Origin of the sequence: Agrobacterium sp. ST15.13.013 (genome assembly GCF_027956525.1) — a bacterium.
Taxonomy (GTDB): domain Bacteria; phylum Pseudomonadota; class Alphaproteobacteria; order Rhizobiales; family Rhizobiaceae; genus Agrobacterium; species Agrobacterium salinitolerans.
Window position 1 is genome coordinate 1 of sequence record NZ_JAQKGP010000024.1, and the last position, 22912, is coordinate 22912.

The window sequence follows — 22912 nt, forward strand, 5'->3', positions numbered from 1 at the left end:
AATTGTCAAAAAACAGACCACACTAAGCAGTCAATCAATCAATCCCCCAAGGCTCAAAACCCCGGAAACAAACAAGCATTCAGCTCATCTTCTTGATTTATTTAGAACGAAAGACTTCGTCGCCAGCAGCGCCGCCGCCCTCGTTCAGTGAGCGGACTTATAAGAGAACCACACCAAACAAGTCAACACACCTATCGTCAAAAAACTGACATTTTTCGTAAGTTATTGTTATTTAATGAGAGTTTTGAGTTTCATCTAATAAATAGGGTCCAACGGCCTCCTTTACCTGCCGACTGGCCCTGCTTCGGGAAACATGCAATAGGAACGGACAGGAGTTTCAGTCAGATCGGGGCGTCCAACGTCCCTATAAAGCCAAGAATTGGAGAGCCCGTGCGCATTCTTGATGAAGCCGTCATTCCCGAGCTGCCGAATTACTACCGCGGAAAGGTCCGGGAAAACTACGACCTGCCCGACGGTAACCGCGTCATCATATCCACCGACCGCCTGAGCGCCTTCGACCGTATCCTCACATGCATCCCTTATAAGGGACAGGTGCTCACCCAGACGGCGCGCTACTGGTTCGAGCATACCAAGGATATCTGCCCCAACCATGTGGTCAGCTATCCCGATCCGAATGTCGTTATCGGCAAGAGGCTCGACATATTGCCGGTCGAAGTCGTGGTTCGAGGATATCTGGCCGGCACGACGGGCACCTCGATCCTCACCCTTTATAAGAAGGGTGAAAGGCAGATGTATGGCATGAGCCTGCCTGATGGAATGAAGGACAACCAGATTTTGCCCGAACCGGTGATCACACCAACGAGCAAAGCATTCGATGGCGGCCACGACGAGCCGCTGACGCCCACAGAGATCGTCGGGAAGAAACTGTTGACGCAGGAGCAATGGGACACGCTTTCCCGTTACGCCTTGGCGCTGTTCAAGCGTGGACAGGAAATTGCCGCAAAGCAGGGGCTCATTCTCGTCGACACAAAATATGAATTTGGGACGGACGAGAACGGTACGATCATCCTGGCTGACGAAATCCATACGCCGGACAGCAGCCGCTATTGGATGGCTGACAGCTACGAGGAAAGTTTCCGCAACGGAACGCGGCCGGCAAGCTTCGACAAGGATTTCGTAAGAGCCTGGGTCGCCGAACGCTGCGACCCTTATAAGGACGACGTTCCCGAAATTCCGCAGGATCTCGTCCTGCAGACCTCCAAGGTTTATATTGATGCTTATGAACGCATCACCGGACAGCGCTTCGTTCCCGACGATAGCGGCGAAACGCCGCTTGCAAGGATACGCCGGAATCTGGAGCCGTTCTTCCCCGGAGTCTGACCCGTGAGCAAAACGATCGAACAGGCGAGAAAGGGCGACAGGAAGAATGACCTTCCCGTGCGGCGCCGGCCTCGTCGTTCCGCCGAGGAAACCCGGCGGGACATTCTCGCCAAAGCCGAAGAGCTTTTCCGCCAGCGCGGTTTCAATGCGGTGGCGATTGCGGATATCGCCGCGGCGCTCGGCATGTCGCCTGCGAATGTCTTCAAGAATTTCAGTTCCAAGAACGCACTCGTTGATGCGATCGCTTTCGAGCAGATCGGCGCGTTCGAACGGGACATCAAGCCGCTGGATAAAAGCCACGAGCCGCTTTCGAGACTGCGCCATCTAACACGCACCCTGATGGAACAGCACCACCGGGATTTAAACGACAATCCCTACATATTCGAAATGATCCTGATGACGGCAAAGCAGGACATGAAATGCGGCGACTATTACAAATCCGTCATTGCAAACCTTCTGGCCGACATTATCCGTGACGGTGTCGCTGCGGGAATCTATGCCCCCGCCGACATTCCGCCCCTTGCGAACACCGTGCTCCACGCGCTTACAAGCGTAATCCATCCCGTCCTCCTGGCACGGGAAGACATCGGCAATTTAGCAACACGTTGCGATCAACTCGTCGATTTAATCGATGCGGGGTTGCGCAATCCGCTTGCTAAGTGACGATTCCCAATTTACGTCACCTTCTCGCAATTGCTTGCGAAGCGCATAAGCCTGCGCTTCTATGGGCGTGGCGGTCCGGGCAGAATGAGCGAAATGGGTCACTTCCAAGGCCTTCGCCTTTTGTGTCTGTTTCCGGACGCGCATCCGCCGAGCGACATTGCGCTTATAGTTGAATGCGATCGATACGCAGGGAAGAACAATGAGCCGACGTATTTTGCCCCTATTTGCTTCTCTGTGTGTAACCGCCCTTCTGGCGGGTTGCAGCGATGGCGGCGAGAGCAGCCAGAACGCCGCCCAGAATACGGAGCGTCCGCCGTCTCCGGTCAGCGTCATCCTGATGAAGACCGGGGAATACCCCTTGACCACGGTCCTGCCCGGTCGCGCCAGCGCGTTCCAGACAGCGGAAATCCGCCCGCGCGTCACCGGCATCATCCGCGAAATTCCCTTCAAGGAAGGCAGCGAGGTCAAGCAGGGCGATGTTCTCTACCAGATCGAGGACAATACCTATCTGGCAGAAGTGGCGCAGGCCAAGGCGAGCGTGGCGAAGGCGGAAGCAAGCGTTCCGAGCGCCGAGGCGAACCTTGCCCGTTACGAACGTCTGGTCAACAGCGGCGCGACGCAGATCGAATATGAAAACGCCAAGGTGACGCTGCTGCAGGCGCAAGCCGATGTGGCGCAGACCAAGGCTGCGCTGGAAACGGCGGAAATCAACCTCGATCTCACCAAGGTCCGCGCCCCCTTCGACGGCATCACCAGCGCAACAGCCTTCAGCATCGGCAACGTGGTGACGGCCAACCAGACGACGGCTTTGACGACGCTGCGCCGCATCGATCCGATCTATATCGACCTGATGGAATCCAGCATCAATCTTCTGCGTCTGAAAAAAGCGATCTCGTCGGGCCAGCTCGGCGGCGACACGAAGGAGACCGGTATTCACCTGACGCTGGAAGACGGCACCGAATACAAGCATGACGGCAAGATCGACATGTCCGACATGGCGGTGAGCGAAACCACCGGCACCTTCTCCATCCGCGCCCTGTTCGAGAACCCGGACGATCTCCTGCTTCCCGGCACCTATGTTCGCGCCACGTTGACCATCGGCAAGGAAAAAGGCTTCCGCATTCCGCAGCGCGCCGCGAGCCGCAACGCCAGTGGCGAACTGACGGCGAAGTTCGTGACGGCGGAAAACAAGGTGGAAACCCGCACCTTCCCGTCCAGTCAGCAGTCGGGCAACGCCTGGCTGGTGACGGAAAACGTCAAGGATGGCGACAAGCTGATCGTTGATGGCTTCCAGTGGATTGCCGAAGGCGCGACTGTCGCACCGGTTGAAGTGACCATCGACGATCGCGGTATCGTCGTTCTGCCGCAGCAAGCTCCGCCTGCCGCCGCCCCCACGAAATAAGCATGAGCACGAAACCCTCGGTCGAAGCTCGTAAAAGGTAAGGCAGGACTGCCATGGCCCATTTCTTCATCCGGCGCCCCGTATTTGCATGGGTTATCGCCATCGTCATCATGCTGGGCGGCGCCCTCGCGATCTGGACATTGTCCATTTCGCAGTACCCGGATATTGCGCCGACGACGGTTCGCGTCAGCGCGACTTATAACGGAGCCAGCGCCGAAACCGTCGAAAAATCGGTGACGACCATCATCGAGGACGGCATGACCGGCCTCGATGACCTCACCTATATGACATCGTCGTCCTCGACGGGCAGCGCCGAAGTGACGCTGACCTTCGGCAACAGCATTCTGCCTGACATTGCGCAGGTTCAGGTGCAGAACAAATTGCAGCTTGTCCAGTCGCAATTGCCCGATACCGTGCAGCAGCAGGGTATCCAGGTCAGCCGCTCGACATCGAGCATTCTGATGGTCGGGGCGCTGATCTCGACCGATGGCAAACGCAACTCGGCCGATCTCGGCGACGTGTTCTCCTCGCGTGTCGAGGACCAGATCAAGCGTCTTGAGGGTGTGGGCAGCATCAACGTCTTCGGTTCTGAATATGCGATGCGCATCTGGCTGGATCCGTTCAAGCTCAACAAATACCAGCTGACCACGGCCGACGTCACCAGCGCCATCCAGAGCCAGAACACCCAGGTTTCGGTCGGCTCGCTCGGCGCGGTACCGGCCGTCAAGGGCCAGCAGCTCAACGTGACGGTAACGGCGCAGAGCCAGCTCACCACCGTCGCCGATTTCGAGAAGGTCATTCTCAAAGTCGAGAAGGATGGCGCTACCGTTCGCCTCAGCGACGTGGCGCGCATCGAAATCGGCCAGGAAACCTATGGCGGTGATTCCCGTTCAAACGGCCGTCCGTCCGCCGGTTTCGCAGTCAACCTCGCCACGGGCGCCAACGCGCTCGACACGGCGGCCCGCGTGAAAGCGGCCCTGACGAATGTCGAGGGTTCGTTGCCCGAGGGGGTTTCGATTGAATATCCCTATGACACGACGCCCTTCGTGAAACTGTCGATCGAGAAAGTGGTGCACACGCTGATCGAGGCGATCATTCTCGTCTTCGTGGTACTTCTGGTATTCCTGCAAAACCTCAGAGCCACTTTCATTCCCATGATCGCCGTGCCGGTGGTTCTCTTGGGCACATTCGGCGTGCTTGCGTTGACAGGTTATTCGATCAACACGCTGACCATGTTCGCCATGGTGCTTGCCATCGGCCTTCTCGTGGACGACGCCATCGTCGTCGTCGAAAACGTCGAACGTATCATGTCGGAAGAAGGCCTGTCGCCGGTTGAGGCGACGGAAAAGTCGATGGGCGAGATCACCGGTGCTATCGTTGGTATCGCACTCGTGCTGACCGCCGTGTTCATTCCGATGGCCTTTTTCGGCGGATCGACCGGCATCATCTATCGCCAGTTCTCGATCACCATCGTGTCAGCTATGCTGCTGTCGGCTGTGGTCGCCATCGTTCTGACACCGGCGCTTTGCGCCACGATGCTGAAACCGATCGACCATCACAAGAAGCAGCGCGGACCGGGCGCCTGGTTCAACCGCGGCTTCGGCAAAACGACGGACGGTTATGTGTCCTCCATCGGCTATCTGCTGAAGCGTCCGCTGCGCGTGATGATCATTTTCGCGGTCGTTATCGGAGGCTGCGTCTGGTTCTTCAGCAAGCTGCCTAGCTCGTTCCTGCCGCAGGAAGACCAGGGTGTTCTTCTGACGATCATTCAAACCCCGACCGGTTCGAACATCGAACGCACCAACGAGGTGGTGAAGCAGGTTGAAAACTACTTCCGCGAAAAGGAAGCCGCCAATGTCGAATCGGTCTTCGGCGTGCTCGGCTTCAGCTTCAGCGGTTCTGGCCAGAACAACGCCATCGTTTTCACCAAGCTCAAGGATTTCGAAGAACGCACGGCGCCGGATCAACATGCCGGTGCCATCGTTCAGCGCGCCATGGGCACCTTCTTCGGTTTCCGCGACGCGCAGGTCTTCCCGCTTCTACCACCGGCCATTCAGGGCATGGGCACATCGAGCGGTTTCTCGATGTATCTCGTGGATAGCGGCCGCAACGGCACCGAGGCACTAACCGCCACGTCCAAGGAACTGATCGCGCTGGCGACCAGCAATCCGAAGGTCAGCTCGCTCAGAAGCGGCAACCAGGACAATGAAACGCAGATGAAGATCGTTCTCGATCAGGAAAAGATGGGAGCCATGGGGGTCGATCTGTCCTCAGTGAACCTCATGCTGTCGACGATCTTTGCCGGCCGGGATGTCAACGACTTCACGCTCAACGGCGAGCTGAAGCCGGTCTATGTCCAGGGTGATGCGCCCTATCGCATGCAGCCGGACGACCTCAAGTTCTGGTACGCCCGCAATACCAATGGCGAAATGGTGCCTTTCTCTTCCTTCAGCGAAGTGAAATGGATCAATGCGCCTCCGTCTCTCGCCCGCTTCAACGGCACGGGCGCCATCTCGCTCGAAGGCACCGCCGGTGCAGGCGTTGCATCCGGTGACGCCATGGACGAGATGGAACGGCTGACGGCGAGCCTGCCGGGCGGCTACACGGTGGCGTGGCAGGGCATTTCCTATCAGGAACGCCTTTCCGGCTCTCAGGCGCCGATGCTCTATGCGTTGTCGGTACTGATCGTGTTCCTCTGCCTTGCCGCTCTCTATGAAAGCTGGTCGATCCCCTTCTCGGTCATTCTGGCCGTTCCGGTGGGTGTCCTCGGCGCTTTGACTGCGGCCCATTTCTTCGGCCAGACGAATGACGTTTACTTCAAGGTGGGCCTGCTGACGACTATCGGTCTCGCGGCGAAAAACGCGATCCTGATCGTCGAGTTCGCCAAGGAGAGGCAGGAGCACGGGTTAAGTCTTGTGGAAGCGGCGCTGGAGGCAGCCAAGCTGCGCCTGCGTCCGATCATCATGACGTCGCTGGCTTTCATCCTGGGTGTCGTGCCTCTGGCAATCGCAACTGGAGCGGGTTCCGCCGCGCAAAATGCAATCGGAATCGGGGTTCTGGGTGGTATGCTTTCTGCAACACTGCTCGGAATTTTCTTCGTTCCGTCCTTTTTCGTCATCATTCGCCGCCTTTCAAGGCGTTAACAAAACAAAAATGGGCTGTGCCAACCGTTAATACGCTGCTAGAAATGTTGCCGATTTGGCTAATGCACGTTTCTAGGGCATATCGACCGCGCAGCCCGTTTGTCAGCAAGCCGCGCTCGGTAAGCCAACCTAAGAATTGGGAAAATTACATGCTGTCTATTCGCGCTACTCTTCCCCTGACAATGCTGCTGCTCTCAGGCTGCGTCGTCGGGCCCGACCACAAAACGCCGGAAATTCAATTGCCGGGAAAGTTTGCGGAAGCCGGAAAAACCAGTAATGGCGACATCAGCACCGTGGCATGGTGGAATGCATTCAACGACAGCCGCCTCAATGGTTATGTTTCCACGGGCCTCACGCAGAACCTGACGGTCCTGCAGGCGATCGAGCGTATCAATCAGGCTCAATCCAACATCACCGTTGCTGGCGCCGGCTCTCTGCCGAGCCTGACCTCCACATTCCGTCATCAGACACAGGGCAGCGGTGGCAGCCTGCCTTCCACGAACGATAACGTCACCAACACGACGAGCAATGCTTTTAACGTCGGCTGGTTGCTGGACCTGTTCGGCCAATACCGCCGCGCTCAGGAAAGCGCGGGCGCATCGCTCGATGCCGCCTATGCAACGGCCAACGTTCAGCGCTTGACCTTGATCTCCGCTGTTACGTCTGCCTACATCGACGTGCGCTATTATCAGGAGCGCCTTGAGATCGCCCGTCAGAACCTGGGATCCCGTCGCGAGACGCTCAGCCTGACGAAGCTGCAGCTGGACGCCGGTGCGGCTTCGCGCCTCGATGTCGTTCAGTCCGAAGGCCTCGTAAATTCCACCCTGGCTCAAATGCCGGCGCTGGAAACGAATTTCCGGCGGGCGGCACACCGCATCGCAACCTTGCTTGGCATGCCGGCCGACTCGCTTGTCATGGAACTTCAGAGAGGCGCGCGCCAGCCTGTTGCCCGAACCATTCCGCGCACGGGTGTACCGGCCGACCTTATCCGCAACAGACCGGATATACGCGTTGCTGAACGCCAGCTTGCGGCTGCCGTTGCCGATATCGGCGTTGCCGAGGCACAGCTTTATCCCAGCATCACGCTGAGTGGTTCGATCACGCCGAGCTTTAGCAAGATCAGCAATGGCGCGAGCGGCACGGCCAATGGCTGGGGCTTTGGTCCTTCGATCACGCTGCCGATCCTTGATGGCGGAAGACTGCGCGCTGGCGTCGACATTCAGAAGTCCGTTGCCCGTGAACAATACCTTGCGTGGAAGGCAACCGTTCTGAATGCGGTGGAAGAAGTCGAAAACGCTTTGACTGCTCTTAATCGCGACCAGCAGACGGTCAGTGCCTATCGCAGAACCGTTTCCTCCTATCAGGAAGCGCTCTCGCTCGCGACGGCCAGCTATCGCGATGGCGCGTCCTCGCTCCTCGATGTTCTCGACGCCCAGCGTAACGTCTCCGACGCCCAGTCCCAGCTTGCAACGGCCATCCAGCAGGCCGCGCAGGATTACGTGGCATTGAGCGTTGCACTCGGTGGTGGTTACGCCGTCGGCCAGACGACCACATCGAAGGGCGGTCCGACGATCGCCGCCGCGGTTGCTGCCAAGCGCATGTAATCAGATCAAAAAGACAAACAAAAACCCGCGTCTTGACGCGGGCTTTTTTGTTGCAGACATAAAAAAGCACCGGTCACCCGGTGCTTTTTGTCTACCCTGTCGTCAGGCTCAGTTCTTGGCGCGCTCGACGTAGGAATTGTCTTCGGTCGCGATGACCACGCGGATACCGGCATCGATATGCGGTGGCACCATGGTGCGGATGCCATTGGAGAGAATTGCCGGCTTGTAGGAAGAAGACGCCGTCTGGCCCTTGACGACCGGTTCGGTTTCCGTGATTTCCAACGTGACGTGACGCGGTAGTTCAACGGCCAGCGGATTGCCTTCGTGGATGGAAAGAACGCAGGTCATGCCTTCCTGAAGATAGGCCTTCTGGTCACCCATCGTCTCGACATCGACCACGACCTGATCGTAGTTTTCCGGGTTCATGAAGTGGAAGCCTTCGCCGTCTTCATAAAGGAACTGGAAGTTCAGGTCTTCGACGAAAGCCCGCTCGACCTGCTCGGTGGTGCGCCAGCGCTCGGAGACCTTCACGCCGTCAACGATGCGGCGCATGTCCACCTGCGTGACCGGCGTGCCTTTGCCGGGGTGAAAGTTCTGCGCAGTGAGAACGACGTAAAGCTTGCCGTCCACGTCGAGAACATTGCCCTTGCGGACGGATGAGGCGATAACCTTGACCATATGACTTCCTTGTAACTCGATGAAATGCGTCGTAAAGGACTGCGTGGCAGCACCGGCCCCGGCAGACGTTTTGTCTTTTTTCTGGGGCGCAACTACCTTAAATCCGCACGAATTGCCAGCCTTCTACAGCAATTCGCGGAAGAGTGCCTAGCGGTTTTCCGCCCGGAAATGCTTTAAATGATGCGATCAGGCGTTTTGCGGGCCATTTATCCGCAATTGAGCGCCGCAGAGAAGACGGAAAAGAACTGAGAATGCGCGCAAGCAAAGAGACAATGTCGCCATGGTGGACGCCTGATGTCCACTCGGATCGACGCGCGTTTCTCATTGGGCGCAATGCGATCCAGTCGGCCTTTCGCGGCTATTTCGCCAGCGCCGATTTTCTTGAGGTCGATACCGCGACATTGCAGGTTTCCCCCGGCAACGAGGCTCATCTGCATGCTTTCGCTACGCAAGGCCTGACGCCGGCCGGCGACGCCGCGCCGCTTTATCTTCACACTTCTCCCGAATTTGCCTGCAAGAAGCTGCTCGCCGCAGGTGAAAAACGCATCACCTGTTTTGCCCATGTTTACAGAAACCGGGAAAGAGGCCCTCTGCACCATCCGGAATTCACCATGCTGGAGTGGTATCGGGTCGGCGAAAACTATGAGAGCCTGATGAAGGACAGCGCCAATCTTCTGGCGCTGGCAGCTGAAACCGCAAAGGCGAAGAGTTTCACCTATCGTGGTCGCAGCGTCGATCCGTTTCTCGAACCTGAGCGGGTAAGCGTCGCCGAAGCCTTCGAGCGATATGCCGGTGTGGACCTGCTGGCCACCATCAGCCGAAACGGCGAAACCGACAGTCGCCATCTTGCCGCGAGCCTCACCAATGCCGGCATTCGCGTGGCCGATGACGATACCTGGGCGGATATGTTCAGCCGTGTCATCGTGGAAAGGGTGGAACCGGAACTGGGTTTCGGCAGAGCGACCATTCTTGACGAATATCCGACCGCAGAAGCGGCCCTTGCCCGCAAGTCCTCTGGGGATGCGCGGGTGGCGGAGCGTTTCGAGCTATATGCCTGCGGCGTTGAACTCGCCAACGCCTTTGGTGAATTGACCGACGCGACTGAGCAGAGACGGCGTTTCGAAATGGAAATGGCCGAGAAGCAGCGCATTTACGGCGAGACCTATCCGCTGGACGAGGATTTTCTGGCCGCACTCGCCATCATGCCGCCTGCAAGCGGCATAGCACTCGGGTTCGATCGGCTGGTGATGCTGGCGACAGGCGCGCCCCGTATCGATCTCGTCATGTGGGCCCCAGTCGCGGAATATGGACGATGACAGGGCTTGAGATCATCAACACACCCGAAGCGCTTCTCGAAGCGGGGCTGATTGAAGCCGAAGCGCTGGAGAACCTGCGCGCGGTGACGCAGCGTTACGCACTCGCCATCACGCCATCGATTGCCGGGCTGATCGACAGCCGCGACCCGCAGGATCCCATTGCCCGGCAATTCGTACCGGACGCGGCCGAACTCGTTCACCTTCCCGAAGAGCGCGACGACCCGATTGGCGACGACGCACACAGCCCCGTCCACGGCATCGTCCACCGTTATCCCGACCGGGTTCTTCTAAAGGCGGTGCACGTCTGCCCCGTCTATTGCCGCTTCTGTTTCCGCCGGGAAATGGTCGGACCGCAGGGCAATGGCATGATGAGCCCGGCTGAGCTTGACGCCGCATTCGACTATATAAATGCGAACCCCGCCATCTGGGAGGTCATCCTGACCGGTGGCGATCCGCTGGTGCTTTCCCCCCGGCGCCTGTCTGACCTGATGACGCGCCTGAAAAACATACCGCATGTGAAGATCGTCCGATTCCATACCCGCGTGCCGGTGGTCGATCCCGACCGTATCGACGTGGCACTGATCGATGCGCTGAAGGCCAGCGGCAAAACCACCTATGTGGCCCTGCACGCGAATCATGCCCGTGAACTCAGCGAAACCGCAAGGCGCGCCTCGGCGCGCCTGATCGACGCCGGCATCGCGATGGTCAGCCAGACCGTCCTTTTGAAAGGCGTCAATGACGACCCGGCGGTTCTTGCCGAGTTGATGCGCGCCTTTGTCGAGACCCGTATCAAGCCCTATTATCTGCATCATCCCGATCTTGCGCCCGGCACCAGCCATTTCCGGCTAACGATCGACGAGGGCCAGCGAATCGTTTCGGCGTTACGCGGAAACGTCTCCGGGCTCTGCCAGCCGACCTATGTTCTCGACATTCCCGGCGGTCACGGCAAGGCCGCTATCAGCCGAAATGCGGCCGAAAAGACCCGCGATGGCTGTTACTCCGTTTCCGATTTCAACGGAAACGATCATATTTACCCACCGCCCGATACCGGCGGCAATTAAAACAAACATAAAAAGCCCGCTGCACCGGGCTTTTCGTGGCGGCCTCGGCCGAAAACAAAAATTTCACAATTCCGCCCCTCTCCTGTCATCATAAAGAAAAATATTCTACCTATAACAATCAGCATTGATTTTAGTGCTGGTCTGGATTATCAGTGTGGAACTGGAGAACGAGTCTCCTGATTCTGGGCCAACACCAATACAGGGAGTGTGTCATGTCAAAACATATCAACATCAACGCAATCCTTGGTCTTGAGTCCTGGAATGCTGGATTTAAATCCACGTGTTCCCGCTGCTGTCGAATGTGACCTGACGGTCTCAATTTCCTAAAAATCAGTTCGACAACATGCTGTGTAAATAAGCCACAGCGGGAGTATACCTATGCAAAAGCAAGTTATTGAATTCGCTGGCGAACCCGTCGGCATCGTCATACCGGACAACGACCGGCTGAAGTTCATCGCGGTGAAGTTCCACGTTCACGATCTGGACGAACAGAAGTTCGACAGCGCCGACGACGTGCGGATTGCCATCCGCGATCTCGTGCGCAACCGGAATCTGGCCGCAGTCGCCTGATGCGGGAAAACTTTCGCCCGCTCACAGAACCGTCAAAATTAGGCCGCGCCAAATATCGGACCCCGAACAGCGGTCCGATGGCGCGCTCTTCTCTTGCATGCCTCTTCTCTTGCATGTCTTGCGCGATAATCCGGCTGCCTGCATTTCGCTGACCGCAGATCGCCAAATCTGCCCTGAAGAATAGAGCATAAAGGCACCCCACCTGCTTCCCATCCTCAGGCAGAAAACATTCCAGCAAAATCAAAGTGGCGCATGGCCCCCGTGCAAAATGGCACTCCTGGGGCTCTACCCCGCGGCCCGCATGTATCGTCAGATAGGCTGCATCAAAACGCGGTAAACGTCAGCGTCGTCAGCGAGCGCACGATTCCCGGAATATTGACGATGTTCTGGTTGATGAACTTGCCGATATCCTCTTCCTGCGGCAGATAGATTTTCAGCAACAGATCATATTCACCGCTGGTGGAATAAAGCTCGGAAACCAGTTCCGTTTTGTAGATAGCGTCGGCGACATCATAGGTCTTGCCGGGCTCACATTGAAGCTGAACAAAAATGGGCTTCACGGACATCTCCCGTATTTGAACTTTCGGTGCATGGCTGCTCGTGCCACGCGTCATGGCGCACTATTGGCTGAGCTGCGTCCGTCTTGCAAGGCCGGTTACCGGATTACGCCGAAAACTGGCCCGGCATGCCGTTCGCCCCAATTGCGGCCTCGGAAACGATCCATCGCCGAAAACTCTCAAGCGGAGCATAACCAGCGCGATCCGGCATACAAGCGAGATAATAGGCTTCCTCGCTCTCCACTTCCCCCGCGACAGCCGCAACCAGACGACCGCTTCGCAACTCTTCCTCGATCATGAAGGACGGAATGAGCGACGCCCCGACACCGGCGCTCGCCGCCTCGGCAATCGTCGTGAACTGATCAAAAAGCATGCCATGCACATTGTCGAAACTGACGCAATGACTGCGAAACCATTGTTCCCAGGCGTCCGGCCGGGTCGTCATGTGCAGCAACGGGACATGCAGCAGATCGTCCGGCTTTGAAAGTCCGTGTCGCTCCTTGAAGGCCGGGCTGCAGACCGGAATGACCTTTTCATGCATCAGGAAAACCAGCTCGGTGCCCGGCCAATGCGGCAATCCGAAATGGATCGCCGCATCAACAGTGTCCGTGCGGAAATCGAATAGCGATGATCGCGTCAGAAGATTGACCGAAACGCCCGGGTGTCTGGCAATGAAATCGGGAAGACGCGGCACCAGCCAGCGCGTGCCGAAGCTCGGCAGGACGCCGAGATTGAGCGTGCCGCCATCCGGATTGGCGCGCAGGTTGAGTGAAGCCGTCGATATTCGCCGCAGCGCCTCGCGGATTTCCCTTGCATAACCCTCCCCGGCCCTTGTCAGCCGGATCGTCTGCCTCTCGCGCAGGAATAGCGCCGCGCCAAGCTGCTCTTCAAGCGCCAGAATTTGGCGGCTGACCGCACCCTGCGTCAGCCCCAGTTCCCTCGCCGCGGCGGTGACGCTGCCCGTGCGAGACGCAGCTTCGAAAGCCGCCAGCAGCGAAAGCGACGGCAGAAAACGGCGTGGCGGCAGCACCATATTCCCTCACGGAATGAACTCTTGACGATATGTCGATATTCAACAGGCAAGACCGCTTGTAAAGTCCTATAAACAAGGGCTTGTCACTCATACGAAGAACAAATGAACTGGCCCGGAACATGGTGGAACGATGTATAATGACCCCCGCTCGCATGGCCTCTGGGAAAAGACCGCGCCACAGCCGCCCGTAACGCCCGCCTTGGAGGGCGCAACGGTTGCTGATGTCGTCATTGTCGGAGGTGGCTTCACCGGCCAGTCCGCCGCCCTTCATCTTGCCGAATGCGGTGTGGATGTCGTTCTTCTCGAAGCAAGGGAAATCGGCTTCGGCGGCGCCGGCCGCAATGTCGGTCTCATCAATGGCGGCATGTGGGTCATGCCGAAAGAACTGCCCGGCGTGCTGGGTTCGACTTACGGCGAACGGCTTCTCGATCTTCTGGGCAATGCGCCCCTCCTCGTTCGCGAGTTGGTGGAGAAACACGCGATTCCCTGCGAAATCGAAAAAAACGGCACGCTGCATTGTGCCGTCGGCGACAAAGGGCTCGCCGAAATCCGCGAGCGCTGCGAACAATGGGCTGCGAGAGGCGCACCTGTCCGCATTCTTGATGCCGAGGAGACAGCGAGACGTACCGGCAGCACGGCCTATTCCGGTGCGCTTCTGGATACACGCGCCGGTACGATACAGCCGCTCGCTTATGTTCGAGGCCTTGCCGCAGCCGCCCGGAAAGCGGGTGCACGTCTGCACACCGAAAGCCCCGTGGTAGCGACCGAACGCAGCAACGGAAAATGGGTGGTGAAGACGCCGCAAGGGTCTGTAACCGCCAACTGGATCGTTGTGGCCACCGAAGCCTATAGCACCGGCCCATGGCAGATCGTTCGCGATGAACAGATCTACCTACCCTATTTCAATTTCGCGACGAGACCGCTCGGCGACAACCTGCAAAAGAGCATCCTGCCCGGCCGTGAAGGTTGCTGGGATACGAAGGAGATTCTCTCATCCTTCCGCATGGACAAAGCCGGCCGGTTGGTTTTCGGCAGTGTCGGTGCGCTACGCGGCACCGGCGCCGCCATTCATCGTGCCTGGGCAAAACGATCGCTGAAGCGGCTTTTCCCGCAGCTTGGAGACACGGAATTCGAATGTGAATGGTATGGCCAGATCGGCATGACGGACAATGCCGTTCCACGGTTTCACAAATTTGCGGAGAACGTCGTCGGCTTCTCGGGCTATAACGGCCGCGGCATTGCGCCGGGCACGGCCTTCGGCACGGTGATCGCGCAGTATATTCTCGGTGAGATTGCTGAAGCCGAGTTGCCCCTACCCGTGACGGAGCCGAAAGCGCAGAATTTGCGGGGGATTAAGGAAGCCTATTACGAGGCAGGCGCACAGATCGCCCATTTCGCCGGCGAGCGTTTTTGATCGGACTTCCAACGCACGACACGAACGTTCGGGCCGATGCTTCATTACGACGTTCGCCGTTATCAGATGCGCTCACCGTCCCTCATCCCTATGCTTCTCACCAGGATTCAGCCAGCCCGCTAAGGGCTTTTTTCCACCCCAGCGATATATCCTTGAAAATATAATGATTGCCCTATAGGCCTATCGATATATTCATAGGAATATTTTGAAACGGGGTAACACACCATGAGACTTTTGCGTCGCAGCTTTCTCAAAACCATTGCCGCAGCCACATCCTTCTGGATGGCGGCCTCACTCGCGGCCGTTCCGACCCATGCAGCCGAAAAAGTCACGGTGTTTGCCGCCGCGAGCATGAAAAACGCCCTCGACGCCATCAATGCCGAATGGGCAAAGGAAAGCGGTAACGAAGCAACCGTTTCTTATGCAGCAAGCTCGGCGCTGGCCAAGCAGATCGAGCAGGGCGCACCGGCGGATATCTTCATTTCCGCCGACCTTGCATGGATGGACTATATCGCCGAAAAGAAGCTGATCAACGCTGACAGCCGCTCCAATCTTCTCGGCAACCGCATCGTTCTCGTCGCTCCGGCTGACAAGGCAAAGCCGGTCGAGATCAAGCAGGGCTTCGATCTTGCTGCTCTGGTGGGCGACGGCCGTCTGGCCATGGGCGCAGTCGATTCCGTACCGGCGGGCAAATACGGCAAGGCCGCTCTGGAAAAACTCGGGGTCTGGTCCTCGGTCGAACAAAAGGTCGCCGGCGCGGAAAGCGTGCGTGCCGCGCTGCTGCTCGTCTCGCGCGGCGAAGCCCCCTATGGCATCGTCTACCAGACCGATGCCGCCGCCGATCCGGGTGTGAAGATCGTCGGCGCCTTCCCGGAAGACAGCCATCCGCCGATCATCTACCCGGTCGCCATTCTTTCGGAAGCCAAGTCCCCGGCAGCAAAAGCCTATCTGGATTTCCTGAAATCGGCCAAGGCAACGCCCTTCTTCGAAAAGCAAGGCTTTACCGTTTTGAAATAAACTGCCTTTCGTGAGCCCAGCCTATTGGCCGCGAGAGATGACGATTGCAGGATATGGCATTGCCTTGGTGGACACTCAGCCCTGAAGAATGGACGGCAATCAGGCTCAGCCTGTGGGTGTCCTCCATCGCCATGCTCGCCAGCCTGCCTTTCGGCATTGCGGTTGCCGTGGCGCTGGCGCGCGGCCGCTTCTGGGGCAAGTCTCTCCTCAATGGCATCGTCCACCTGCCGCTCATCCTGCCACCCGTCGTCACCGGCTTTCTGCTACTCGTCCTGTTCGGGCGCCGGGGCGCGATCGGGCAATTTCTCGATAGCTGGTTCGGCATCGTCTTTTCCTTCCGTTGGACCGGGGCGGCGCTCGCCTGCGCCGTGATGGCCTTTCCGCTGATGGTGCGTTCCATCCGGCTCTCCATCGAAGCGGTGGACCGAAAGCTGGAGGAAGCGGCGGGCACATTGGGGGCAAGCCCGTTCTGGGTTTTCCTTACTGTCACGCTTCCTTTGACATTGCCTGGCATCATCGCCGGCATGATCCTGGCTTTCGCCAAGGCCATGGGCGAGTTCGGCGCGACCATCACCTTCGTGTCCAATATTCCCGGCGAGACCCAGACTTTGTCCGCCGCCATCTATACCTTCACCCAGGTTCCGGGCGGCGATGCCGGTGCGTTGCGGCTAACCATTGTCTCCGTCGTGATTTCCATGCTCGCTTTGCTCGTCTCGGAGTTTCTGGCCCGCATCATCGGCAAACGGGTGAGCATGGAATGACACTTTCGGTCACCACCCGCCATCGCCTCGGCTCCTTCGAACTCGATGCGTCATTCACCTCGCAAGGCGGCGTCACCGCGCTGTTTGGACGCTCCGGTTCCGGCAAGACCTCAATGATCCGTATCATTGCCGGCCTGCTGCAACCGGATGAGGGGCAGGTTTTGCTGGACGGCGAAGTGCTGGCCGATAGCGAAAAGCGACTGTTCGTGCCGGCCCATAAACGCCGTTTCGGTTATGTCTTTCAGGAGGCGCGGCTTTTCCCGCATCTCAGCGTGGCGCAAAATCTGCACTACGGTAGCTGGTTCACCGCAGACAAAACGAAGGTCGCGCAGGAAGACCATATCATCGACATGCTCGGCATCGGCCATCTCTTGCAGCGGCGTCCAAACAAACTCTCGGGCGGCGAAAAACAGCGCGTTGCCATCGGCCGCGCACTGCTTTCTTCCCCCAGACTGCTGCTGATGGACGAACCGCTCGCCTCGCTGGACGAGCAGCGGAAAGCCGAGATCATTCCTTATCTCGAACGGCTGCGCGACGAGACGAAAATCCCTGTTGTCTATGTCAGCCACTCTATTCAGGAGGTCGCCCGCCTCGCAGACCGCATCGTGGTGATAAAGGACGGCAAGGTGGAGGCGCAGGGAAAAGCGGCCGACGTGCTTTCTAGACCGGATTTCAGCACGCATCTCGAACGGCGCGAGGCGGGTAGCATTCTTTCCGGGCACATTGAAAGCTTTGATGAGCGGCACGGACTTGCCGCTGTGCGGCTAAAGACCATGCTGCTCCATGTTCCGGCCAAAAGGGGAACATCCGGCAGCCCGGCGCGCGTGCTTATACCGGCGCGTGACGTGATGCTGGCAACCGTAAAACCCGAAGGCTTGAGCGCCCTCAACATTCTCGAGGGTCGTGTCGCAACTGTCTCAGCCAGTGAAGACGGCATGGTCACGGTTCAGGTGGATTGCGGCGGCGACATCATCCAGTCGCGCATCACCGATCTGTCACGCGAGAGGCTGCAGCTGGAACCCGGAAGACCAGTGCATGCGATCATAAAGTCGGCGGCGCTTGATCCCTATTGAGGGCCGCGTCGGGATTACGATTGGCCTCCAGCCAGTCGATATCGGCGCGCAAGGCCTCGTTCATCCGTTTTTCCATGCCGCGATAACGCTCCAGCACCTCAGTGCCGAAAGCGGTCAGCGCCGCACCGCCGCCCTGTTTGCCGCCGCGCTGCGATTCAATAACCGGTTTCCGGAACATATGGTTCAGCGCATCCACCAGCAGCCATGCGCGACGATAGGACATATCCATCGCCCGCCCGGCGGCAGAGATGGAGCCGGTCTCGACAATCCGCTCCATCAATTCGATCTTGCCGTGCCCCAATCGCTCTCCGGGCGGAAAATCGATACGAAGAACAGGTTTCAGTGGAGCGAGGGCCTCACTCATTGTTCAAAGACTCCGTCCATGAAGATCGCGATAGGCCTTTTGCGCTCCATCCACCGGCAAGGCCGTCGCCTCATAGACGCCACGCGCCACCGCGCGCGCCATCACGATGGTGGCAAGATGGCAAAGTTCGGCGAAATGAACGCCGCCCTCAAGCGGCTTTTCACCGGTCGCGGCCGCGAACATGGTGTCGCCGTCGCTTGGCAGATGGGCGGGCAGAACGGCGCGCGCCAAACCGTCATGCGCCATGATGGAAAGGCGATGCGTCTGCGCCTTGGTGAGCGCGGCATCCGTCACCACCGCACCGATGGTCGTTGCCGTGAGATTGACCCCCTTGAGGCGCAGCGCGGTATGATCCCGCTCGAAACGATCGGGAAAACCGCAATCGCCATATTCACTCCGCACTTCAAACGGCGCGGACCAGAAATGGCGGCTCGTTCCAACCGTTGCGGAGCCGAGCGCATTGACGGCAACGATGGCCGCCACCTTATAACCGCCGGAACTGACGGTGCTTGCGGAGCCGAGCCCGCCCTTGAAGGTGGCGGTCGTCGCACCCGTTCCAGCACCGGCTGTTCCGAGTTCGAAGGGCGTCGCACGCGCCGCCTTGAAGGCCGCATATCCCATCTCGCGATAGGGTGAATGCAGACCCCAGCCCTTATCACCGCCATTCAGCAGATCCATCAGGATCGCCTGCGGCACGATGGGAACGCGGGTGGACCCCACCTGCAGGCCACGCCCGATTTCGCGCAGCCCGGCCTGAACGCCGCCCGCCGCATCCAGTCCGAAGGCAGAACCGCCCGACAGCACGAAGGCGTCCACCGTTTCCACCGTCATCGCGGGGTCGAGCAGGCCGGTATCGCGCCCGCCCGGCGCACCACCCAAAACAGAACCGGAAGCGATGACGGGCTTTTCGAAAACAATCGCCGTAACACCGGAGCCAAGGGCAAGATCGGTGACATTACCGACCGAAACGCCGCCTATGTCAGTCAGAAGATTGGTGAGTGCCGCCATGCCGTTTCCCTTTTCTCCCGGTATCCCGCCACCATCAGGCACTGTCAACGCAAAACGTGACGTGCCTGATGTCGACGACAAGCCGCGATCAGGAAAAAACAGCCGTTCCGATCACCGGCGTCGAGGGAACGGCCATGTCCCTCGGCTCCAGCGGCCCGGAGAGATATGCCTGATGGCCGGCTTCTATGGCGCGAGCGAAAGCCTCCGCCATGCCGACCGGATCACCCGCGCCCGCAACCGCCGTGTTGAGCAGAACGGCATCGTAACCAAGCTCCATCACCGTGACCGCATGGGACGGGCGGCCGATACCGGCATCGACAATCATCGGCACATCCGAAAAACGCGCCCGCATGGATTTCAGCGCCGTTAGATTGAGCGGTCCCATGGCGCTGCCGATCGGCGCGCACCAGGGCATCAGTACCCTGCAACCCGCCTCCAGCAGCTTCTCAGCGACGACCAGATCGTCCGTCGTATAAGGAAAGACCTCGAAACCATCGTCGCAGAGGATTTTCGCCGCCTCGACAAGTGCGAAGACATCGGGCTGCAACGTATCGTGATGGCCGATAACCTCCAGCTTGATCCAGTTAGTGCGGAACACATCGCGGGCCATCTTTGCCGTCAGCACCGCTTCCTTGACCGTGTGGCAGCCGGCGGTATTAGGCAGAATTTGGCAATCCAGCTCGCGGATAAGCTCGAAAAACTGACCGCCCTTCTTGCCGCCCGCCGTTTCCCGGCGCAGCGAAATTGTCAAAATATCCGTGTTGCTCGCCCGCACGGCGTCGGCAAGCACGGCAGGAGACGGATAGCGCGCGGTGCCGAGCAGGAGACGGGATGAGACCTCGCGGCCATAGAGCGTCAGCATGGTTTCAGCCTCCCTGCATCGGCGAGAGGATTTCGATACGGTCAAAGGCCTTCAACCTATAATCGGCGCGCTCTTCCGAATGCACCAGGTCACCGTTCACCGCCGTCGCCAGCCACTCACCCTCGTATTCGAGGCTGGCAAGCAGGCCGGCCAGCGTCTCGGCGGCGAGATCAAGCTCGTCGCCATTCACCAGAAGTTTCATGATCCCGTTCCTTTTGAGAGAGAGTTTGGCAAACGACTTCAGCCGCCTGCCGCGCCATCGCCGGCGACAGCAGAAAGCCGTGCCGGTGCGCGCCGTTGATGAAAATGGTCCGGCCATCCTGCGTGACATCAGGCAGATTGTCAGGATAGGCGGGGCGCACGCCGGTGCCCGTCTCGATGATTTCCGCCTCCGCGAAAGCCGGATGCACGGCGTAGGCGGCATTCAGGAACTCCATCATCGAGCGGGCGGAAATGGCGCCCGCATCTTCCGTCTCGATCATCGTTGCGCCCACCATGAAACGACCCGGCTCGCGCGGCACGATGTAAAGCGGAATGCGCGGATGCAGCAGCCGGACAGGACGAGACAGGGAAACCTCCGGCGTGGCGAGATAGAGCATTTCTCCCCGCACACCGCGAAGATCGGAAATCCCGCCGATTGCCGCAGAGCCAGTGCAATCCACCACGCGGTCGAACGGCTCTTCATCCAACGGGATACCCATATGGAACCGTACACCCATGGTGCAGAGCCGCTCATGCAGCGATTTCAGTGCAAGACGCGGATCGAGGTGCCCCTCGCCCGGGAAATAAAGCCCAGAACGAAATCGCCCGGCAAGATCAGGCTCCAGCGCGGCGATTTCGCCCTCATCCACCCAGCGATAGCCAGCGGTCCGCGATGCGAAACGCGAAAGCTCCACCTTGTCGCGGGCTAGCGCAACGACCAGCGTACCGTGCCGCACGACAAGGCCGGGTGTCGCGTCATCCCACCAGTCGAGCGCCGCCTGACCGAACGTCAGAACCGCCGCTTCAGCGCTTTCACGCTCGCACCAGGGCGCCAACATGCCGCCCGCATACCAGGATGCACCGCGAGAGGGTTCGGCATTGCGCTCGCAGACCTCGACAGTAATGCCGCTCCGCGCCAGTTCGAAGGCCGCCGTCAAACCGGCGACCCCCGTTCCCTTGACTAGAATGCGCATGCTATTCGGTATTCGCAGGCGTTGCGAGCGGCATATAGAGTTCACCGCCTTCCTTGAAGCGTGCGGCCATGGCCTCCAGCCCCTCCTTCTGCGCCTCGGCGCGGATATCGTGGGAAATCCGCATCGAGCAGAATTTCGGCCCGCACATGGAGCAAAAATGCGCGACCTTGTGCGCTTCCTTTGGCAACGTCTCGTCATGGAAGGAGCGCGCCGTATCCGGGTCCAGCGACAGGTTGAACTGGTCCTCCCAACGGAACTCGAACCGCGCGCGCGACAGCGCATCGTCCCGCACCTGTGCTGCCGGATGGCCCTTGGCGAGATCGGCGGCGTGGGCAGCGATCTTGTAGGTGATGACGCCGACCTTCACGTCGTTACGGTCAGGCAGGCCGAGATGTTCCTTGGGCGTGACGTAGCAGAGCATCGCCGTTCCGAACCAGCCGATCATCGCAGCACCGATGCCCGACGTGATGTGATCGTAACCGGGCGCAATATCGGTGGTAAGCGGCCCGAGCGTATAGAAGGGCGCCTCGCCGCAGGTCTTCAACTGCTTGTCCATGTTTTCCTTGATCTTGTGCATCGGCACATGGCCGGGGCCTTCGATCATCACCTGGCAATCCTTCCCCCAGGCGATCTGCGTCAACTCGCCGAGCGTCTCCAGCTCGGCAAACTGAGCCGCGTCATTGGCATCGGCAATCGACCCGGGACGCAGGCCATCACCAAGCGAGAAGGAGACGTCATAGGCGCGGCAAATGTCGCAAATCTCGTCGAAATGCTCATAAAGGAAACTTTCCTTGTGGTGATGCAGACACCATTTGGCCATGATCGAACCGCCGCGCGAAACGATGCCGGTGACGCGGTTGACGGTGAGCGGGATGTAATGCAGCCGCACGCCGGCATGGATGGTGAAATAATCCACGCCCTGTTCCGCCTGCTCGATCAGCGTGTCGCGGAACACTTCCCAGGTGAGGTCCTCGGCAATGCCGTTGACCTTCTCAAGCGCCTGATAAAGCGGCACCGTGCCGATCGGCACCGGCGAGTTGCGGATGATCCATTCGCGGATATTGTGGATGTTGCGGCCGGTCGACAGGTCCATGACGGTATCCGCACCCCAGCGGATGGCCCAAACCATCTTCTCCACCTCTTCAGCCATGGAGGAGGTGACGGCGGAATTGCCGATATTGGCGTTGATCTTGACGAGAAAATTGCGGCCGATGATCATCGGCTCAAGTTCCGGGTGGTTGATATTGGCCGGAATGATGGCGCGGCCCGACGCCACTTCCTGACGCACGAATTCCGCCGTGACATAATCAGGAATATGCGCGCCAAAGCTTTCGCCGTCACGCGCGAGCTTTTCTTTCACGGCCTCGCGCCCGAGATTTTCGCGGATGGCGATGAATTCCATTTCCGGCGTGATAATGCCCGCCCTGGCATAGGCAAGTTGCGTAACCGCCTTGCCCGCCGTCGCTTTCAGCGGCTGGTGACGCACACCGAATTCAGGCGTCAGGCGCTCGCCTGTGGCAAAGCCGTTATCCTCCGGCTTGACGTGTCGCCCCTCATAAGCCTCGACATCACCGCGGGCCACGACCCAGTCTCGACGCAGGCGCGGCAGACCCTTTTCAATCAAAACGGCATGGGCAGGATCGGTATAGGGGCCGGAAGAATCATAGACCGTCACCGGCGGTTCGCCGGCTGTGGGATGAACGGCGATCTCGCGCATCGGCACACGAATATGGGAATGTAGAATGCCGGCTTTGTGGATTTTCGTGGAGGCGGCATGCGGCCCGGTGGTGACCGTAAGCGGGATAGTCTTGGCAGCGATATTCATCTTGAGGCTCCAAAGTTTGACAGTGGAGACCCAGTTCGAGCCGGA

At 59.0% G+C, this 22912-nt stretch carries 21 protein-coding genes; 12 read left to right on the plus strand and 9 right to left on the minus strand.

Annotation, left to right across the window (positions count from 1 at the left end):
* The first annotated feature begins 390 nt into the window (after positions 1–390).
* The 5 genes from PL597_RS20645 (at position 391) to PL597_RS20665 (ending at position 8153) form a co-directional block, all read left to right on the plus strand.
* Positions 391–1341: a phosphoribosylaminoimidazolesuccinocarboxamide synthase gene (locus tag PL597_RS20645; RefSeq protein WP_271366161.1), complete on the plus strand. Its 951-nt coding sequence runs from the start codon at positions 391–393 to the stop codon at positions 1339–1341.
* A 3-nt stretch (positions 1342–1344) separates the two neighbouring features.
* A complete protein-coding gene (locus PL597_RS20650) occupies positions 1345–2004 on the plus strand; it encodes a TetR/AcrR family transcriptional regulator (protein WP_271366162.1) in 660 nt (219 codons plus the stop codon).
* 199 nt (positions 2005–2203) lie between these two features.
* Positions 2204–3406, plus strand: coding sequence for an efflux RND transporter periplasmic adaptor subunit (locus PL597_RS20655; protein ID WP_077985574.1), 1203 nt, complete (start codon positions 2204–2206; stop codon positions 3404–3406).
* A 53-nt stretch (positions 3407–3459) separates the two neighbouring features.
* A complete protein-coding gene (locus PL597_RS20660) occupies positions 3460–6549 on the plus strand; it encodes an efflux RND transporter permease subunit (RefSeq protein ID WP_137412217.1) in 3090 nt (1029 codons plus the stop codon).
* A gap of 149 nt (positions 6550–6698) precedes the next feature.
* On the plus strand, positions 6699–8153 hold the full coding sequence (locus tag PL597_RS20665) for an efflux transporter outer membrane subunit (RefSeq protein ID WP_271366163.1): 1455 nt from the start codon (positions 6699–6701) through the stop codon (positions 8151–8153).
* A gap of 108 nt (positions 8154–8261) precedes the next feature.
* Here PL597_RS20665 and efp read toward each other — a convergent pair whose 3' ends face one another.
* Positions 8262–8831 carry an elongation factor P gene (gene efp / locus PL597_RS20670; protein ID WP_065114199.1) on the minus strand — a complete coding sequence of 190 codons (570 nt, stop codon included), beginning with the start codon at positions 8829–8831 and terminating at the stop codon, positions 8262–8264.
* Positions 8832–9082: 251 nt separating this feature from the next.
* Here efp and epmA point away from each other — a divergent pair, with 251 nt between their 5' ends.
* The 3 genes from epmA to PL597_RS20685 all read left to right on the plus strand — a co-directional run bounded on the left by epmA (position 9083) and on the right by PL597_RS20685 (position 11778).
* Positions 9083–10147 carry an EF-P lysine aminoacylase EpmA gene (epmA, locus tag PL597_RS20675; RefSeq protein ID WP_271366164.1) on the plus strand — a complete coding sequence of 355 codons (1065 nt, stop codon included), beginning with the start codon at positions 9083–9085 and terminating at the stop codon, positions 10145–10147.
* Positions 10144–11208 carry a lysine-2,3-aminomutase-like protein gene (locus PL597_RS20680; protein WP_271366165.1) on the plus strand — a complete coding sequence of 355 codons (1065 nt, stop codon included), beginning with the start codon at positions 10144–10146 and terminating at the stop codon, positions 11206–11208. Before epmA ends, PL597_RS20680 begins: the two co-directional genes overlap by 4 nt.
* A 378-nt stretch (positions 11209–11586) precedes the next feature.
* Complete coding sequence (locus tag PL597_RS20685) at positions 11587–11778, plus strand: hypothetical protein (RefSeq protein WP_003492264.1); 192 nt, start codon at positions 11587–11589, stop codon at positions 11776–11778.
* A 323-nt stretch (positions 11779–12101) separates the two neighbouring features.
* On the opposite strand, the gene PL597_RS20690 is transcribed toward PL597_RS20685, so the two are convergent.
* Both PL597_RS20690 and PL597_RS20695 read right to left on the minus strand, forming a co-directional pair.
* Positions 12102–12338 (minus strand): Lrp/AsnC ligand binding domain-containing protein, encoded by a 237-nt coding sequence (locus PL597_RS20690; protein WP_003521320.1) that lies wholly within the window; start codon positions 12336–12338, stop codon positions 12102–12104.
* Positions 12339–12441: 103 nt separating this feature from the next.
* Positions 12442–13368, minus strand: coding sequence for a LysR family transcriptional regulator (locus tag PL597_RS20695; protein ID WP_269824723.1), 927 nt, complete (start codon positions 13366–13368; stop codon positions 12442–12444).
* A gap of 130 nt (positions 13369–13498) precedes the next feature.
* Between PL597_RS20695 and PL597_RS20700 the strand changes: the two genes are divergently transcribed.
* From PL597_RS20700 to modC, 4 genes are all read left to right on the plus strand, one after another.
* Complete coding sequence (locus tag PL597_RS20700) at positions 13499–14782, plus strand: NAD(P)/FAD-dependent oxidoreductase (RefSeq protein ID WP_271366166.1); 1284 nt, start codon at positions 13499–13501, stop codon at positions 14780–14782.
* Between the two features lie 225 nt (positions 14783–15007).
* Positions 15008–15799, plus strand: a complete 792-nt coding sequence (modA, locus tag PL597_RS20705; RefSeq protein ID WP_191217261.1) for a molybdate ABC transporter substrate-binding protein — start codon at positions 15008–15010, stop codon at positions 15797–15799.
* A 53-nt stretch (positions 15800–15852) separates the two neighbouring features.
* A complete protein-coding gene (gene modB / locus PL597_RS20710; protein WP_137412224.1) occupies positions 15853–16560 on the plus strand; it encodes a molybdate ABC transporter permease subunit in 708 nt (235 codons plus the stop codon).
* On the plus strand, positions 16557–17633 hold the full coding sequence (gene modC / locus PL597_RS20715) for a molybdenum ABC transporter ATP-binding protein (protein WP_271366167.1): 1077 nt from the start codon (positions 16557–16559) through the stop codon (positions 17631–17633). The genes modB and modC overlap by 4 nt, the downstream gene beginning before the upstream one ends.
* Here the strand turns inward: modC and PL597_RS20720 are convergent.
* From PL597_RS20720 to thiC, 6 genes are all read right to left on the minus strand, one after another.
* On the minus strand, positions 17602–17997 hold the full coding sequence (locus PL597_RS20720) for a winged helix-turn-helix domain-containing protein (RefSeq protein ID WP_271366168.1): 396 nt from the start codon (positions 17995–17997) through the stop codon (positions 17602–17604). The genes modC and PL597_RS20720 overlap by 32 nt on opposite strands.
* Positions 17998–18000: 3 nt before the next feature.
* Positions 18001–19005 (minus strand): P1 family peptidase, encoded by a 1005-nt coding sequence (locus tag PL597_RS20725; RefSeq protein ID WP_271366169.1) that lies wholly within the window; start codon positions 19003–19005, stop codon positions 18001–18003.
* Positions 19006–19093: 88 nt separating this feature from the next.
* On the minus strand, positions 19094–19867 hold the full coding sequence (locus PL597_RS20730; RefSeq protein ID WP_077985562.1) for a thiazole synthase: 774 nt from the start codon (positions 19865–19867) through the stop codon (positions 19094–19096).
* Positions 19868–19871: 4 nt separating this feature from the next.
* A complete protein-coding gene (gene thiS, locus PL597_RS20735) occupies positions 19872–20069 on the minus strand; it encodes a sulfur carrier protein ThiS (protein WP_077985561.1) in 198 nt (65 codons plus the stop codon).
* Positions 20038–21042, minus strand: coding sequence for a glycine oxidase ThiO (gene thiO / locus PL597_RS20740; RefSeq protein WP_271366170.1), 1005 nt, complete (start codon positions 21040–21042; stop codon positions 20038–20040). The genes thiS and thiO overlap by 32 nt, the downstream gene beginning before the upstream one ends.
* A gap of 1 nt (position 21043) precedes the next feature.
* On the minus strand, positions 21044–22867 hold the full coding sequence (thiC, locus tag PL597_RS20745) for a phosphomethylpyrimidine synthase ThiC (RefSeq protein WP_271366171.1): 1824 nt from the start codon (positions 22865–22867) through the stop codon (positions 21044–21046).
* Positions 22868–22912 lie beyond the last annotated feature (45 nt).